This is a genomic window from Kangiella sp. HZ709 (genome assembly GCF_009674675.1).
GTDB lineage: Bacteria > Pseudomonadota > Gammaproteobacteria > Enterobacterales > Kangiellaceae > Kangiella.
Genome location: NZ_WKJC01000001.1, coordinates 1,834,493 through 1,850,262 on the forward strand (window position 1 = coordinate 1,834,493; position 15,770 = coordinate 1,850,262).

16 protein-coding genes are annotated in these 15,770 nt (G+C 39.7%); 13 read left to right on the plus strand and 3 right to left on the minus strand.

Features of this window, described 5'->3' with window-relative positions; genetic code table 11:
* Positions 1-35 precede the first annotated feature (35 nt).
* The 13 genes from gspD to nudE are packed head-to-tail and all read left to right on the plus strand — an operon-like array spanning position 36 to position 11,817.
* Positions 36-2,114, plus strand: a complete 2,079-nt coding sequence (gene gspD / locus GJS41_RS08660; RefSeq protein ID WP_154246875.1) for a type II secretion system secretin GspD — start codon at positions 36-38, stop codon at positions 2,112-2,114.
* A 6-nt stretch (positions 2,115-2,120) separates the two neighbouring features.
* Positions 2,121-3,638 (plus strand): type II secretion system ATPase GspE, encoded by a 1,518-nt coding sequence (gspE, locus tag GJS41_RS08665; RefSeq protein ID WP_154246876.1) that lies wholly within the window; start codon positions 2,121-2,123, stop codon positions 3,636-3,638.
* 25 nt (positions 3,639-3,663) lie between these two features.
* Positions 3,664-4,881, plus strand: coding sequence for a type II secretion system inner membrane protein GspF (gspF, locus tag GJS41_RS08670; RefSeq protein WP_154246877.1), 1,218 nt, complete (start codon positions 3,664-3,666; stop codon positions 4,879-4,881).
* A 24-nt stretch (positions 4,882-4,905) separates the two neighbouring features.
* A complete protein-coding gene (gspG, locus tag GJS41_RS08675; protein WP_154246878.1) occupies positions 4,906-5,376 on the plus strand; it encodes a type II secretion system major pseudopilin GspG in 471 nt (156 codons plus the stop codon).
* On the plus strand, positions 5,348-6,022 hold the full coding sequence (locus tag GJS41_RS08680; protein WP_154246879.1) for a prepilin-type N-terminal cleavage/methylation domain-containing protein: 675 nt from the start codon (positions 5,348-5,350) through the stop codon (positions 6,020-6,022). The genes gspG and GJS41_RS08680 overlap by 29 nt, the downstream gene beginning before the upstream one ends.
* Positions 6,012-6,386: a type II secretion system minor pseudopilin GspI gene (gspI, locus tag GJS41_RS08685; RefSeq protein ID WP_154246880.1), complete on the plus strand. Its 375-nt coding sequence runs from the start codon at positions 6,012-6,014 to the stop codon at positions 6,384-6,386. Before GJS41_RS08680 ends, gspI begins: the two co-directional genes overlap by 11 nt.
* A gap of 1 nt (position 6,387) precedes the next feature.
* Entirely contained in the window at positions 6,388-7,050 is a 663-nt protein-coding gene (gene gspJ / locus GJS41_RS08690) for a type II secretion system minor pseudopilin GspJ (RefSeq protein ID WP_195758365.1), read from the plus strand.
* A gap of 23 nt (positions 7,051-7,073) precedes the next feature.
* Positions 7,074-8,129, plus strand: a complete 1,056-nt coding sequence (gene gspK / locus GJS41_RS08695; RefSeq protein ID WP_154246882.1) for a type II secretion system minor pseudopilin GspK — start codon at positions 7,074-7,076, stop codon at positions 8,127-8,129.
* Between the two features lies 1 nt (position 8,130).
* Positions 8,131-9,366, plus strand: a complete 1,236-nt coding sequence (gene gspL / locus GJS41_RS08700) for a type II secretion system protein GspL (protein ID WP_195758366.1) — start codon at positions 8,131-8,133, stop codon at positions 9,364-9,366.
* Positions 9,366-9,842 (plus strand): type II secretion system protein GspM, encoded by a 477-nt coding sequence (gene gspM / locus GJS41_RS08705; protein ID WP_154246884.1) that lies wholly within the window; start codon positions 9,366-9,368, stop codon positions 9,840-9,842. The genes gspL and gspM overlap by 1 nt, the downstream gene beginning before the upstream one ends.
* Before the next feature lie 3 nt (positions 9,843-9,845).
* Positions 9,846-10,604 carry a type II secretion system protein N gene (locus tag GJS41_RS08710; RefSeq protein ID WP_154246885.1) on the plus strand — a complete coding sequence of 253 codons (759 nt, stop codon included), beginning with the start codon at positions 9,846-9,848 and terminating at the stop codon, positions 10,602-10,604.
* Positions 10,604-11,263 carry a GMP/IMP nucleotidase gene (gene yrfG / locus GJS41_RS08715; protein WP_370515662.1) on the plus strand — a complete coding sequence of 220 codons (660 nt, stop codon included), beginning with the start codon at positions 10,604-10,606 and terminating at the stop codon, positions 11,261-11,263. Before GJS41_RS08710 ends, yrfG begins: the two co-directional genes overlap by 1 nt.
* A gap of 5 nt (positions 11,264-11,268) precedes the next feature.
* Positions 11,269-11,817: an ADP compounds hydrolase NudE gene (gene nudE / locus GJS41_RS08720; protein WP_154246887.1), complete on the plus strand. Its 549-nt coding sequence runs from the start codon at positions 11,269-11,271 to the stop codon at positions 11,815-11,817.
* On the opposite strand, the gene GJS41_RS08725 is transcribed toward nudE, so the two are convergent.
* Genes GJS41_RS08725 through gpmI form a run of 3 tightly spaced genes read right to left on the minus strand, consistent with a single transcriptional unit; the run spans position 11,814 to position 15,735 of the window.
* On the minus strand, positions 11,814-13,037 hold the full coding sequence (locus GJS41_RS08725) for a S41 family peptidase (RefSeq protein ID WP_154246888.1): 1,224 nt from the start codon (positions 13,035-13,037) through the stop codon (positions 11,814-11,816). The two genes, nudE and GJS41_RS08725, sit on opposite strands and share 4 nt — an antisense overlap.
* A 19-nt stretch (positions 13,038-13,056) precedes the next feature.
* Entirely contained in the window at positions 13,057-14,196 is a 1,140-nt protein-coding gene (locus tag GJS41_RS08730; protein WP_370515663.1) for a murein hydrolase activator EnvC, read from the minus strand.
* Entirely contained in the window at positions 14,197-15,735 is a 1,539-nt protein-coding gene (gene gpmI, locus GJS41_RS08735; protein WP_154246889.1) for a 2,3-bisphosphoglycerate-independent phosphoglycerate mutase, read from the minus strand.
* Positions 15,736-15,770: the final 35 nt, after the last annotated feature.

Below are 15,770 nucleotides of genomic sequence, written 5' to 3' on the forward strand. Positions count from 1 at the left end.
TTTTTAGGGATAAAAACGCACCCAGAGTAGAGAGTATGAAGATTAGAAATCAATTAATAACAACAACTGTGAGTCTAGGGTTGCTGCTTGCTTCTATTTCAGCAGATGCGGCCCGTTTGAACGTGCGTGATGCGGATATACGGGAAGTGGTTGAAACGGTTGCCAGAATCACGGGTAAAAACATGATTGTTGATCCGCGAGTTTCACAAAAGAAGATCACCATTATCTCCAATCAAGATAGCAGTAAAGATGATATCTATCTGATGTTTTTAGCGACATTAAAAATTCATGGCTTCCAAGCGATTAACGTGGATAAAAATACGGTTAAAATTATTCAAGAAGCTAAAGCTCGCTCTGAGCCAGGTCCGGTTAACCCGTCTAATCCTAAACGGCTGGGTGATACTTATATCACGCAAGTGATCCCCGTAAACAATGTTAACGCACAGCAGTTGGTTAATGTATTACGTCCTATGGTCTCAACTACCTCAGGCCAGATGCTAGCGGTACAAGGCACTAACACCATCATTTTGCATGATTCGGCAACTAACGTTAATCGTTTAAAAGATATTATTGCTAGAACCGATAAAGCAAACGATGAAGAAATTGAAGTGATTCCGTTAAAGCATGCTTCAGCTACTGAAGTGGTCAGAATTCTTGAATCTATTTCCAAGGATAAAGGTGGTCAGCAGCAAGTCAATCAAAGCCAAGTACCAAAGTTTGTAGCTGATGAACGCATGAATACAATTCTTTTGAGCGCGACAGAGAAAACTCGCATTCGCTTAAGAGCTTTAATTGCTAATTTAGATCGTCAACAAGAAACTGCCGGTAACACCAAAACTATTTTCTTAAAATACGCTAAAGCCGATGAAGTTAAAGAAGTATTATCGGGTATTGGTGAGTATAAACAAAAAGAAGAGTCAGGCGCTGCCGGTCAAGCGGCGGCTAGAAGTACTAAATCTTTATTTAGTATTCAGTCGCACGAAGAAACCAATGCATTAGTTCTTACTGCACCACCCGATATGATGCGAGAATTTGAGTCGGTTGTACGCAGTTTAGATATTCGTCGTAAGCAAGTTCACGTTGAAGCGATTATTGTTGAGATATCCGATCGAAAAGCACGTGAATTAGGTATTCAGTGGCTGTTTGCTCCTTCAGGGGATGATGGCACTTATCCAGCAGGTATTGTTAATTTTGGTTCAATAGGACAAGTAGCTGGAGGTGCAATTGCTGCGCGTGGTACTGAAGAGGAAATCTTTACTCGCGATCCTGATACAGGAGTTATTACTGGGACAGAAACTATTCGTAACCAAGGTGATAATGGTGTTGCTTTGGCAGAAGCACTAGGCGGTTTATCCGGCGCTGGTATTGGTTTATCTAGAATTTCTAATTCAGGTTTAAGCTGGGGTGCTTTTATTACTGCTTTAGAAGGAGTAACAGACTCTAATACTTTAGCTCGTCCTAGCATTACTACCTTGGATAATACCGAAGCTGAGTTTAGTGCTGGTCAAGAAATACCAATTATTACAGGCTCAACTTTGGGTAATAATAACTCCAACCCATTCCAGAATGTTGATCGGAAAGATATTGGTGTGTCTTTAAAAATTAAACCGCAGATTAACGAAGGTGATCATGTGCGTTTAGATATTGAGCAAGAAGTCTCTTCATTAGCAGGTACTACGCAGGTAGATGTTGTGACCAATAAACGTAAGGTAAAAACTTCTGTGTTGGTACCAGATGGCGGCATGGTGGTATTAGGAGGCTTGATTGATGACACTATTAATGAGAGTGAACAAAAAGTGCCATTATTGGGTGATATTCCCTTACTAGGTAACTTATTTAAATCTCGCGGCACTACTAAAGAAAAACGTAACTTGATGGTGTTTATTCATCCAAGAGTACTTAAAGATGATGCTGAGTTAAAAAGAATTAGTTCAGCAAAGTACAGTTACATGCGTGCGCAACAACTGCAAAAGCTTGCCGATGGTATCAACTTAATGCCGGAAGAAGATGCGCATGTGATGCCAACATACGATGAAGCGTTAATTTTGCCGCCAAGTTTTGAAGAATACCTGGACCAAGATTCAAAAAAAGACAATAAAGAAGATAAAGAGTAGTTCGTTATGTCTGAACAATTGTCCTCTGAATTAGAAATGGCTGAATCTATCTTTGATAGCTTTAGACCTTTACCATTTAGCTTTGCCAAGCGACATGGTGTTTTTTTGATGCAAAGTGAAGCGGGTTTGAATTGCTTTTTAAGAGACGGTACTGCTCCTACTGCCTTGCTAGAGGTTAAGCGTCATTACAATCAACATTTTGATGTCATCAAACTTAACGAAGATGATTTTGAATCTCAACTAAGTGCTTATTATCAATCAGGGACTGGTGGTGCCCAGCAAGCAATGGATGATTTGGGCGAAGAAATAGACTTGTTCAAATTGGCAGAGGAACTTCCAGAAACAGAAGATTTATTAGAAGCGGAAGATGATGCGCCAATCATTAAATTGATTAATGCTTTGTTGACCCAAGCGATTAAAGAAAATGCGTCTGATATTCATATTGAAACTTTCGAGAAAACTTTATCCGTTCGTTTTAGAGTAGATGGTGTTTTAAGAGAAGTCTTGCAGCCCAGTCGAAAGTTAGCGCCTTTATTAGTTTCGCGTATTAAAGTTATGGCGAAACTCGACATTGCTGAAAAACGAGTACCGCAAGATGGTCGTATCGCTTTACGTATTGCCAATCGTGCAGTCGATGTGCGTGTTTCCACTATGCCTTCGAGTCATGGCGAGCGGGTGGTCCTACGTTTACTTGATAAAGAAGCCGGTCGCTTAGAGTTTTCTCACCTAGGTATGCAGCAAGCAAGTATGGATTTAATGAGTGCTTTATTACATAAACCTCATGGAATTATTTTGGTTACTGGTCCAACGGGTTCAGGTAAAACAACGACGTTGTATGCAGGTCTTTCGTTACTAAATAATTCGAGCCGCAACATTTTAACGGTTGAAGATCCGATTGAGTATTTAATAGACGGCATTGGTCAGACTCAGGTCAATCCGAAAGTTGATATGACCTTTGCCCGAGGTTTGCGTGCTATTTTACGTCAAGATCCAGATGTAGTAATGGTTGGCGAGATCCGTGATTTAGAAACTGCGCAAATAGCAGTGCAGGCATCTTTAACCGGTCACTTGGTATTATCGACGTTGCATACCAATACTGCAGTGGGCGCGGTTACTCGTATGCAAGATATGGGTGTAGAGCCATTTTTATTATCCTCTTCTATCTTAGGCGTGTTGGCACAGCGTTTGGTAAGAAGGTTATGTCCTGAGTGTAAGAGAGCTGAGACTGCTAATGATAAAGAGTGTGAATTAATGGGTTTTGATCCAAGCAATCCGCCGACCATTTATCATCCGGTAGGTTGTGATGCTTGTAGTCATCGTGGCTATAACGGTCGCCAGGGTATTTATGAATTATTAGTGGTTGATGAAACGATGCGTACCATGATTCATGACAACACCAGTGAGCAAGAAATGGAGCGGCATGCCCGCAAAGCGACACCAGGAATTCGCTCTGATGGACGCGACCGAGTGTTGCAAGGAATCACCACAGTAGAAGAAGTCTTACGTGTAACGCGAGAAGATTAATGATAGTGAGTAATGGTCTAAGCTAATGGCAGCGTTTGAATATGTAGCATTAAATCCCAAAGGGCGTGAAAAAAAAGGCGTTCTAGAGGCTGATACGCCAAGGCAAATTCGGCAACAACTGCGTGAGAAAGGTTTTACCCCGCTAGAAGTTTCGCATATTGGTGATACTACTAAATCGAGTAGCAAATCTGGCTTTAGTGGTAGTTCAATGAAAGTGGCAGACTTAGCATTGATTACCCGCCAATTAGCAACTTTAGTCAAAGCTTCTCTACCGATTGAGGAAGCATTAAAGGCGGTTGCTGAGCAAACGGAAAGACCAAAAGTAAAAAGCATCATTTTGGGCGTACGCTCTAAAGTGATGGAAGGCCATACACTTGCCGATGGTATGGCGGAATTCCCAAAAATATTCAACGAATTGTATCGCTCTATGGTTGCTGCTGGCGAAAGAGCAGGGCATTTAGACACAGTCTTAAACCGTTTAGCGGACTACACCGAAAGACGCCATAAAATTCGAGGGAAAATTACAGCAGCCTTAGTGTATCCAATAGTGCTAATTACGGTGGCGGTAAGTGTTGTTGTATTATTGATGATTTTCGCAGTTCCTAAAATTCTTGCCCAATTTACCAATTCAGGACAGGAACTTCCGATCGCTACTAAGATTCTAATTGGTATGAGTGACTTTTTATCATCGTATGCGGGCTTATTTACGGCAGTTGGAATTCTAGGTGCTATAGTCTTATTTTCTTTATGGTTAAGGAAAACTGAGAATAAACGACGTTGGCACGGAACTCTACTTAAGTTGCCAGTTCTTGGACGTTTATCGAAAAACTTAAATACTTCACAGTTTTCTAGCACTCTGAGCATTTTGCACTCCAGTGGTGTGCCTTTACTTGAAGCAATGAAAATTGGCGGTAAGGTCTTAACTAATTTAAAAATGCGAGAAGCGGTTCATGAAGCTTCGATCAAAGTAAGGGAAGGCGCAAGTCTAAAAAAATCACTGGAACAAACCAGGTTGTTCCCGCCGATGATGATTCATATGATCGGTAGCGGTGAAGCCAGTGGTGAACTCGAAGATATGTTGCAGCAAGTTTCTGATAATCAAGAATCTCAATTTGAGAACAGCGTCGATATTGCGCTGAATATAATGGGTCCTATGATTATTTTATTTTTAGGTGGAATGGTATTCTTTATTGTATTGGCAATGATGTTGCCAATATTTGAATTGACTAGTTCTATCGGTTAACACGATTACAGTAAGAGAGAAAAAATGAACAAACAATTTTCAAAAAAAGCGAAGGGTTTTACTATCACTGAGATTTTGGTTGCACTTGCAATTGTAGCGATTATGTCCACAGTTATCGCAGTAAACTTTTTAGGTAAAACAGAAGAGGCAAAGTTCACGCGCGTTAAAGGTGACTTAACTAATTTGCAGTCGGCTTTGATGAGTTATTACAACGATAATGGCTTCTTTCCAACAACCGACCAGGGCTTGAGCGCTTTAGTGAGTAAGCCAACCCAAGAGCCGGTACCGAATAATTATCAGCGGGGTGGTTATATTTCTGGCGGTGGAGTAGCTAATGACCCTTGGGGAAAACCCTACCAATATATTTCTCCAGGCATCGAAAATGATTATGACTTGTTTTCAATGGGTGCTGATGGTCGTACTGGCGGAGAAGGAAAATTCCAAGACATTAGTGTTTGGAATATGAATGCAATCAATTTTAATGTCGAAAATTAAAAGCGCACTTCTATGTAGAAAAAAGCCTCAGGCTGGCTTTACTATGCTTGAGGTGGTTATTGCAATGGCAATCGTAGCTATCATTGCGGTAGGTGCATTTCGATTTTTTGGCTCTAATCACAAAGGCGATCTCAAAAATCATGCCTATAAATTATTGGGTCAGTTGCAAATAGCTCAAGAAGAGTCAATCATTCGAGGTGTAGACTTTGGATTAAGAGTTGAAGACGACGGTTACTCTTTTTTGATCTATAACCAAGAAAAGTGGCAGCGCTTAGAAGATCACCAATTTTTAAAAGAGCAAGAATTTAAAGAGCCCTTTGCATTATATGTCAATGTGGATGGGCAAGAGTCATTATTAAAAAATGCCGAGCCCGATGAAGACGATAATAAGGGTTCTGATACTGAAGAGGCGACTGACGATTTAGATCTAGAAAATAAAATAAAACTACCTCAAGTGTTTATGCTTTCAAGTGGTGAAATGAACGAGTTTGTTTTAACCCTAGGGCTTGATCAAGGTGATGGAGCATTTTATCGCATCAGAGGTAACTATTTAGGCGATTTTAAAATTAGCCGCGCAGCATTAGAAGGCGATTATCAATCAGATTGGGATAAAGATTTAGATAGAGAAAATTTTTATGTTCAATAAAAAGCAACAAGGTTTAACCTTATTAGAGTTATTAGTAGCAATGTTGATTACGGGGATACTAATTATTCCATTAGTGTATGGTCTTTTTAACTCCAGTGCACACAGCATTACGGCTAATAGGGACAAAACATTAGCGAGTTATGTGGCGAAAAATTATATTGCTGAACTGCAACTCGAAGAAAAGTGGCCGTCAGTGGGCTCTAAAGAATCAGAAATGGAGCTAGGTAATCGTGAATGGAAAATTCGGCACCAGGTAGTCGAAACAAGTGAAGAAAATTTACGACGTGTCGCGGTATCGGTTTTTTATGGTAAGGACGGCACTTTCACTATGACCGGCTTTGTTGGTAATAATGAAAAGAAATAGCATGAGATTGGTAAGAGTAAAAGGGTTTAGTTTAACGGAGATATTAATTTCATTAGCTATTTTAGGAATTTTTGGACTAGTCGCGATGCAGCTTTTTAATACTGTTCAAGGCACCATGAAATCGAATGAGAAGCAAATTAATCGTCTACGAGAAATTCAGCTGGCAGTGCGACAAGTAGAAGACGATATTCAACATCTGGTTTTTCGAGAGCGCCGGAATGAGTTTGGCGATAAAGTGGCTTTATTAAGAGGGAAAACCTCGGCTTCTGATAGTTTTCTAGAGTTTACTCGAACCGGCTGGCGTAACCCGGCAAAATTAGCGCGTAGTAATTTGCAGCATTTAGTTTATCAGCTGGATGAAGATAGATTAGTTCGAAACCATTGGTTGTACGTGGATAATGCACAAGAAGGGCAAGAATTAAAAAGGCCTATTTTAAGTCAGGTAGAAGAAATAAAGTTTGAATTTTTAGAAGAAGATGATGATTGGATAAAAGAGTGGGAAACTGAAGAGAATAACTTAACCGATATGCCAAAAGCCATCAAGGTTACCTTAACTTTAAAGGACTTAGGCCAGATATTTAGAATATTCCCAATAGCTTCTTTCGCCAATGCTGCAGAAGAGCCAAGAAACCCTGCTCTAGATGACGGCACAAAAGGTCGTTAGTAATTATTATTAATTAAGAACATATGACAAAACTGAATCAACAACAACAAGGTATCGCGCTCATTACAGTGTTAATGATTGCTGCTGTTTTGATGATGTTTGCTACTTTTATTATTAATGAGCGCCAAGTCAGCGATAGAAGGACTTTCAATATTATTAATAATGCTCGTGCTAGTGAATATATGGCAGGTGCAGAAATTTTTGGGACAAGCTTGCTGTCTCAATTTTTTGAACAATCAAAGGCTGAGCGAGTAGTTAGAAATCAGCAGTGGGCAACAACGCCTATGCAGTTTCCGATTGAAAATAACTTGGGCTCACTCGAAGGTACAGTGCGCGATATGCACAGCTGTTTCAATTTGAATTCATTATTGGTAGCAGCTAATGAAAGCGGTGATAGAGATGGCGGTGCCGATGCAGAGTTAAGAGATGAATCTCGCGATGCTGCTGTAATTGATCCTGTTGGATTTGGTAAACAATTACCGGGCGAAAAAATTTACGCCAAGTTATTGGACTCATTATTACCTAGCGATGCAGAAGCTACCCCAGCGCAACTGGCTTCAACCTTAAGAGATTGGTTAGATCCTGATGAGGAGGTTTCTGGCGCTGATGGTGCTGAAGATTATACTTATACCGGATATGAAATTCCTTATAGAGCTGCAAATAATTTATTAGCTCACACAAGTGAACTATTGGTGATAAAGGGCTATACACCTGAGATTTATGATGCAATTAAAGATTATATATGTGTTTTACCTATTCAAGAAGGCACCATAAACGTCAATACAGTCAAGCCAGAGCATGCAGTTCTGGTTTGGGCTCTATTAGATGATGTGAATTTATCTACTGTTCAGCAGGTACTCCAAGAGTTACCTGAAGAAGGCTATAACGAAGGCGATTTCTTTACTGCTTTAGAAGGAGGCAAAGCTTCCAAAGCAGCTAGTGGTCGCTTAGCTTTCGACAGTAAGTATTTTTTGATGACGGCAAGGGCTGTTATTCATACCGGAAAAGCGGAAACAAAGTCATTGTTAATTAAAAACAATAATGATTTTCAAGTGGTTGCACGCCACATCGGAGATTGAAATGAAAGATCGATTATTTATTCGATTATTGCCCGATCATGAATCGGTTGAATGGGGACTCATTAACTCACAGGAAGCCACTACCAACTTTCTTGAGCGTGGAAACTTGTTACTTAATGATATTGTAGCATTAGCAGACATGGCGGAAGAGTTACCGGTGACGGTTTTAATCCCTGCTGAAAAAATTAGAAGTTTTAAAGTTAATGCACCAACAAAAAACAGAAAGCAGTTACAAAAGGCAGTCCCTTATTTGTTAGAAGAGCTAGTGATTGAGTCAGTTGAAACTCAGCATTTTGCTTTAGGTGAGATTGATGGAGATAATCAATTATCGATCAATGTTATCAGTAAAGCTTATTTATCGGATTTGCTAGACAGGTTTAAAAATGCAGGTGTAGAACCGGATGAGTTGATTCCTGATGCAGCTAGTCTACCTGTGTTTGAAGATGCATGGAGTATGCTGGATTCCGATCCCGCCTTGGTAAGACAAGACAATGACACCTTTTGGTCGGCGCCACAGGATATGGCAAAAGATTTACTGCAATGGAATTTAAATCAGGCAATTGAAGAAGAGCAAAGTATTAGCCAAGCATTAAGAGTATTTTCAGATAAAGAAACACCGATAAATTTAAACTCTGTTGCAGGGTTAGCCGTACAGCCCATGCCAATTGAAGATGAATTGCTGTGGCTGGCTTCGCAAGATAGAAGCAACGGTATTAATTTATTACAGCAAGATTTTTCGCCTACAAAAAAATCAAACAATACTATTGGAGTATGGAGATTACCACTAATAGCGGCATCAGTATTAGCAGTGGTGGGTTTGAGTTATTTAGTCAGCGATATAATTGTACTTAAAAGTGAAAGAGATGCTTATCAAAATCAAGCATTGCAGGAAGTTCGAAAAATCAGCCCTAATATTGATGAGCAGAAGCTAGACTCAAAAATCAATGAGATAGGTCGTTTGTATAAAAAAGCTGCTGGTAGTACTGGGCAAGTGGCTGGCTTAACGAGTTTGTTAGATAAAGTTTATACAACCATAGATCCTGCGCAGCTAAGGTTAGAGCAAATTGATTATAACTCCAAGCAAGGTACTTTGAATCTGGATGTTATTGCCGATAACTATCAGCAATTAACTTCTACTCAAGAGCGACTCGAAGCAAATGGCCTCAAAGCTGAAATGAGAAATGCTAAAGATAATGGTGGTAGTTGGACTACCAGACTAGTGGTTAAGGTGAACTAATGAGCGAGTTAAAGAATTGGTATGCTGGCCTTAATCAGCGCGAAAAGTTAATGATTCAAATTTTGGCTATTTCTTTTGGTCTGCTTCTCATTACCTTATTAATCATTTTACCGATAAAAGACTATAGAGCAGGATTAGTCAATGACCGCGATGCTTTAGCTTCTCAATTAGGGGCTTTAAAACAGCAAGTAGCTACTCTGAAGGCAGGAGGGGTTAATGCGACTTCCAGTCAGCCTTTAAATCAAATGGTTAATCAAACTGCCAACCAATATGGTTTGCGTTTGTCCAATATCCAAGAGCGCAAAAGAAATCAAGAGATGCAGCTGCGTTTAGATGATGTTGAGTTTGATAAACTGATTCAATGGGTGTCAGATCTTGAGCAAAACAAAGGGTTAATTGTCGAGAATTTTCGGGTATCAAAAACGGATGCTTCTGGAAAAGTAGACGTATCGTTAAAAGTTTTAAGAGCAGGTTAAGTTGTGAAAAAGAAACTATTCGGCGTTTTGCTGAGTATTGCGGTGTTAATAGTATTTTTATTAGTCCTCGCTCCGGCAAGAACCATAGTTCCAATCGTAAAAAGTTATCTGCCCCCAAATTTACAGTCCCTTCAATTCGATGAGATTACCGGCTCTATTTGGTCACCTAAATTTGCTGTCATTAGCTATAAACAACTGACGATTCAAAATGTTGCGATTGATATCACTCCTTTTTCCTTGCTAGCTGGCAGTTTGAACCTGCATCTTTCTGCGGATGACGACAACTTAATGCTTGAAGGTGAGCTTGATGCTCAGGCGGAAAAGGTTGTTATAGAAAACCTTGCTTACCGTTTAAATGCGCAGTTATTAGACTCTTTTATGAAGTTTCCGGTAAAAGGAGTCAATGGGACCATTGTCGGCGATATCAAAATTGCAGACTTTTCTACAAAAGGTAGCTGGTCAAATGTGCAAGGTAATGGCGATTGGTTGAATGCCAACATAGAGTATCTAAATAATAGTCTGCCTTTAGGTAATTTTAAATTTCAAATAGCCACAGACGCTAATAATAATTTGGTTATAGAAATACTAGAAAATAAAGGCGTATTAGATATTAAAGGGCAGCTATCTTTAACGCCTGCCAGAGATTATAAATTAAATCTTACGACTAGCTCTTCACTTCCTGCTGAGCTTGATAATTGGATCAAAAAGATTGCTCGCATAAATAATGGACGTTATGAGATTGTTTGGAATGGAAAGCTTTAGTGACAAGCTCTAACTGGCAACAAATAGAAACTGTCTTGCTCGACATGGACGGTACTTTACTAGATTTAGAGTTCGATAATTACTTTTGGTTAGAATTAATACCAAGAGAATACGCCAAAAAGCACGATATTTCAGAAATAACAGCCAAAAATAAATTAACTAAACTCTTCGCTCATTACCAAGGCAGTCTTCAATGGTACTGTATTGACTTTTGGTCTGAAAAATTAGCTTTAGATATAGCCGAGATCAAATCCAGTATTGCAGAGCGAGTAGAATATCGTAAGGGTACTTTAGAATTTCTTCGCGGCGCAAAAGAGCAACATAAAACTATCTACTTGGTCACCAATGCGCATCCAGATACTTTAGCAATAAAGTTAAAGCAAAAGGATTTTTCTTGGTATTTTCGTGAGTTACTGTCAAGTCATCAAACAAGCTATCCAAAAGAAAGCAACAAGTTTTGGCAGGCGATAGAATCCCGCTGGAACTTTGACAAGAAAACCACTTTGTTTGTGGATGATAGTATTGATATTTTACAAGCTGCTAGGAATTTTGGGATTGAGTTTACACTGGGGGTATCAAGTCCAGATTCTTCTAAACCGATGAAATCTTATCCTAGTTTTGAAAGCATTAATCAACTGGATGAAATTTTAAATTGGTAAAATTCATGAGCAAGTTACCGAAAATCAAACAATCTAAAATAGTTGCGCAAACTCGCTTATTTGCGGTTGAAGAGTTATCCATGGAATTCTCCAATGGTGAGAAAAGGATCTATGAGCGATTAAAGGCTGGCTCTAATGGCGCTGTATTGGTTATTCCTGTGGTCGATGAGGAACACTTTCTATTGATCAAAGAATACGCCGCAGGAGTGGAGGCTTACGAGTTAGCATTTCCCAAAGGATTGGTGGAACCGGCAGAAAAGTCGATAGATGCTGCTAATCGTGAGCTGCAAGAAGAAACAGGTTTTGCAGCGAATAAATTAACACAACTGAAAAAAATTAGCCTAGCTCCTGGTTATTTGAGTCATAAAATGGATGTAGTAGTAGCAGAAGATTTATACCCTTCAAAACTTGAGGGTGATGAGCCTGAACCGATTGAAGTTATTCAATGGAAATTTAGTGACATTGAGCAATTGCTATTACGGGATGACTTTACTGAGGCTAGGAGCATAGCCGCTCTATATTTACTGCAAAGTTTCCTACAGCAGAAGGATTAGTTTGTAACGTTCTTGCTACTTAATTTTTTAATCTCTTCCACTGCGGCGACTACTTGATTATCCACTTTGTAATTTGGCTTAATATCAGAAGCGTCACCTTCGAACTCCTCAAATTCTACGACTAAGTCTGGAGTAATCCCCAAATCTCTTATAGAGCGGTCGTTAGGTGTGTAATAAAGTGCTGTAGTAATCTTTATTCCACCTCCTTTACCTTGAATCGGGTAAACTGTTTGGACTGAACCTTTACCGTAGGATTGAGTGCCCAATATTAAAGCTCGCTTATGATCTTGCAAGGCGCCTGAAACAATTTCAGATGCTGAAGCGGAAATACCATTGACCAGAACAATCAAAGGGCGGTTTCTTAAGATATCACCAGAAGTGGCAGTAAATTCTTGGTTAGAATCCGCTAGCCGACCTTTGGTATAAACAATGACGCCTTGATGTAAAAATAAATCACTAACAGCAACAGCCATTTCTAAAATCCCACCTGGGTTATTACGCAAATCGAGAATAAAGCCTTTTAATGGCTTCTTATTGCGTTTTTCCATTTTTGTTATCGCCTGGGTAAGATCCTTGGCTGATCTGGCTTGAAATTCACCAACACGGGCATAGCCAATATCTGGCTCGATTAGCTCATAACTGACACTGGTAAATTGAATGATTTTCCTTTGTAATTTAACTGTTTTTTCTTGTTCAGAATTCTCAGAAATGACAGTTAGCTTAAGCTTTGAATTTGGGGTGCCCCGTAATAAGTCACTGCCTTCGCTCACGCTCATGCCTTGGGTAGATTGACCATCTATCGCAACGATTCGGTCGTTTAACTTTAATCCTGATTTTTTTGCAGGTGATTCGTCGAAAATATAACGTACATAAATCGCATCCTCTAAATGATCAGCGCGAATTCCAATTCCTCCGTATTCGCCTCGGGCAGATTCTTCTAGTTGCTCAAACCGATCAGGGCTAAGATACGCAGAGTGTTTATCCAAATTGCTGAGCATACCCTTTATGGCATTTTCTAAGATTTCCTTATCGCTTAACTCATTGACATAAACTTTCTTAATTTGTGCATAAACATCGGTTAAGGTAGCAAGCTCATCCAATGGTAATTCTTCAATTCGAGCATCAAAAGCATCCTTTTGCTTTTTAACGCTTTCACTATGTTCAGCAAGCAGGTTAGCGCTCAAAGATAAGGCCGAAATGATTAAAATGATTTTTAGCATAATGTTCTCGATAAATGAGTTACTGCTTTATCCATTGTAATGGATTTTGCGGTTTGCCGTTGTGCCTAATTTCAAAATAAAGGGCACTCTGCGGAAACCCACCGCTTTGCCCTACTGTGGAAATCGGCTCGCCAGCCTCAACAAAATCCCCAGGATTTTTTAACAGAGATTGGTTATGGCCATAGAGTGATAAATAGCCCTTACCATGATCGATAATAGTCATTAATCCAAAACCACGCAACCAATCGGCAAAAACAACCCTGCCTTGTTGGATGGCTTGAACCTCATTACCTTCTTTACTATTAATCATAATCCCATTCCATTTAAGAGAACTGTCAAGCTTAGAGGTGCCAAACCGATGCAAAAGATTTCCTTTTAATGGCCAGTTGAGTTTACGCTTAAAGTTCGCCAGACCATTTAAGGATTGTGGCGGGCTGAAATTCTTGAGAGTTTCTTCTAATTGAGAAAGCAGCTTTTGTAATTCTTGCTCATTTCTTCGCAGTTTCGATAAACGTTGATTATCAGAGCTATAGTCAGTTTTTAATTGCTCTAAAGCCGACTGCTGTTCTTTCTTTAAGGTTAATAAATTGGATCGTTGTTCTTCTTGAGATTGTTGTAAAGATTGTAAATCGAGGATGTTAGAATTTATAGCAAGTTCAATTTCATTTAGCCGCTTAAGATTATTTTGCAATGCTTGAATATTTTCTATGCGAGCTTTATTTAAGTAATCATAATATTTAAGCATCCGTGTTACTTTTGCTGGATCTTCTTGATTAAGCAAGAGTTTTAAATATTCTTCATTGCCAGATTTGTAGGCGCTTCTGAGTTGATTAGCTAATAAGATTTTTTGCTGTTGAGCTTCAACCTGCTTAATGGTTTGTTCTTTTTTTAAACTCTTTAGGTCACTTTGTTTGTTTGTGATTGAGTTTCTAGTATTTCGTAAATTTTTGCTGGCGGCGGATAGTTTTTTATCAGCATCTGATAAGCGTTTTTCAGCTTTAGATTGTTGCTGCTGGTTTTCTGAAAGTTTATCCTTTACCGCGGCAATGGCTTTTTGTAATTGCTGTAGTTCTTGTTCGGTTTTTGTTTTATCCGCTAAAACACCGCTAGTAAAAAACAGCAGTGTTAAGCATAAAAATGATCTAAAGATTATCGACACTTATTGTTCTAGTTCAAAAATAGGGCGGCCAGTCATTTCTTCAGGGATTGGCAATTGCATCAAATCTAACATAGTAGGCGCTAAATCTGATAAGACCCCATCGCTAATTTTTGCTTTTGCTTTTCTACCAACATACAGTAGCGGGACTGGTTCAGAAGTATGGGCGGTATGTGCCTGACCGGTAGTAGCATCTGCCATTTTTTCTGCATTGCCATGATCGGCAGTAATGAGAGCTTCACCGCCAACTTTTTCTAAAGCTGAAACAATTCGGGCCAAACAAATATCGAGCGCCTCAATGGCTTTTACCGTCGCCTCGAAATTACCGGTATGACCTACCATATCAGGATTAGCAAAGTTACAAATGATCACGTCATGGGTTTGATGTTCAATAACATCAACTAGCTTGTCAGTGACGATTGATGCGTTCATCTCAGGCTGTAAATCATATGTTGCTACATCTGGTGAAGGAATGAGCTCTCGATCTTCACCATTAAAAGGCTCTTCAATTCCGCCATTAAAAAAGAAAGTAACATGCGCATATTTTTCTGTTTCAGCAATACGCAATTGCTTTTTCCCAAGTTTTTGCAAATGCTCGCCAAGCACATTACTCATGCTAATTGGCGTATAAGCTACTGAAGTGTCGATGTCAGCAGCATATTGAGTCAGCATCACAAAATCAGCAAGTTGTGGGCAGACTGTTCTTTGAAAGCCATTAAAATTTGTATCAACAAAAGCACGAGTTATTTCCCTGGCTCTATCGGCGCGATAATTCATAAAGATAATAGAGTCGCCATCAGCAATCGCTGCCTGGTCACCGATAATAGAAGTTGCAACAAACTCATCGTTTTCGCCACGTGCGTAAGCCGCGGATAAAGCTTCTGTTGCAGTTTCATATTGATATTCAGAAATTGACTCGGTGAGCATTTTATAAGCAGCTTCAACCCGCTCCCAACGGTTATCTCTATCCATGGCGTAATAACGACCAGTCATGGTTGCAATACGCCCAGCCCCTGTGGTTTTACAGACTTTCTCCAGCGCTTCAATACTTGCTTGCGCGGAACGAGGTGGCATATCGCGACCATCAAGAAAAGCATGCACATATATTTTGTGAGCACCTTTTTGCTGAGCTAATTTAATCGCTGCATGAATATGATCTTCATGGCTGTGTACGCCTCCAGGTGATAATAAACCCATTAAATGAACTGCTTTGTCATTGGCAACGGCTGTTTCAATGGCTTGGACTAAAGCGGGGTTTTCGTAAAAGTCGCCGTCTTTAATCGCTTTGCTAATACGAGTGTAATCTTGATAAACCACACGACCAGCGCCAAGATTCAAATGACCAACTTCCGAGTTACCCATTTGACCTTCTGGCAAGCCAACATCAGTGCCAGACCCTGAGATTAGGGTACGGGAATAGCGCGACCAATAGTTATCCCAATTAGGGGTGTTGGCCGCCATAATGGCATTGTCTTTTGGATCTTCTGAGTAGCCCCAACCATCAAGGATAATTAAGGCCATCGGCTTTACGCTGTGGGTCATAGTAAATCTTTGGGTATAATATAGTATGGCTATTG

Bases quoted from the DNA above. Each gene is read 5' to 3' on its own strand.
- gspD (WP_154246875.1), top strand. From the start codon at position 36: ATGAAGATTAGAAATCAATTAATAACAACAACTGTGAGTCTAGGGTTG.
- gspE (WP_154246876.1), top strand. From the start codon at position 2,121: ATGTCTGAACAATTGTCCTCTGAATTAGAAATGGCTGAATCTATCTTT.
- gspF (WP_154246877.1), top strand. From the start codon at position 3,664: ATGGCAGCGTTTGAATATGTAGCATTAAATCCCAAAGGGCGTGAAAAA.
- gspG (WP_154246878.1), top strand. From the start codon at position 4,906: ATGAACAAACAATTTTCAAAAAAAGCGAAGGGTTTTACTATCACTGAG.
- GJS41_RS08680 (WP_154246879.1), top strand. From the start codon at position 5,348: ATGCAATCAATTTTAATGTCGAAAATTAAAAGCGCACTTCTATGTAGA.
- gspI (WP_154246880.1), top strand. From the start codon at position 6,012: ATGTTCAATAAAAAGCAACAAGGTTTAACCTTATTAGAGTTATTAGTA.
- gspJ (WP_195758365.1), top strand. From the start codon at position 6,388: ATGAGATTGGTAAGAGTAAAAGGGTTTAGTTTAACGGAGATATTAATT.
- gspK (WP_154246882.1), top strand. From the start codon at position 7,074: ATGACAAAACTGAATCAACAACAACAAGGTATCGCGCTCATTACAGTG.
- gspL (WP_195758366.1), top strand. From the start codon at position 8,131: ATGAAAGATCGATTATTTATTCGATTATTGCCCGATCATGAATCGGTT.
- gspM (WP_154246884.1), top strand. From the start codon at position 9,366: ATGAGCGAGTTAAAGAATTGGTATGCTGGCCTTAATCAGCGCGAAAAG.
- nudE (WP_154246887.1), top strand. From the start codon at position 11,269: ATGAGCAAGTTACCGAAAATCAAACAATCTAAAATAGTTGCGCAAACT.
- GJS41_RS08725 (WP_154246888.1), bottom strand. From the start codon at position 13,037: ATGCTAAAAATCATTTTAATCATTTCGGCCTTATCTTTGAGCGCTAAC.
- gpmI (WP_154246889.1), bottom strand. From the start codon at position 15,735: ATGACCCACAGCGTAAAGCCGATGGCCTTAATTATCCTTGATGGTTGG.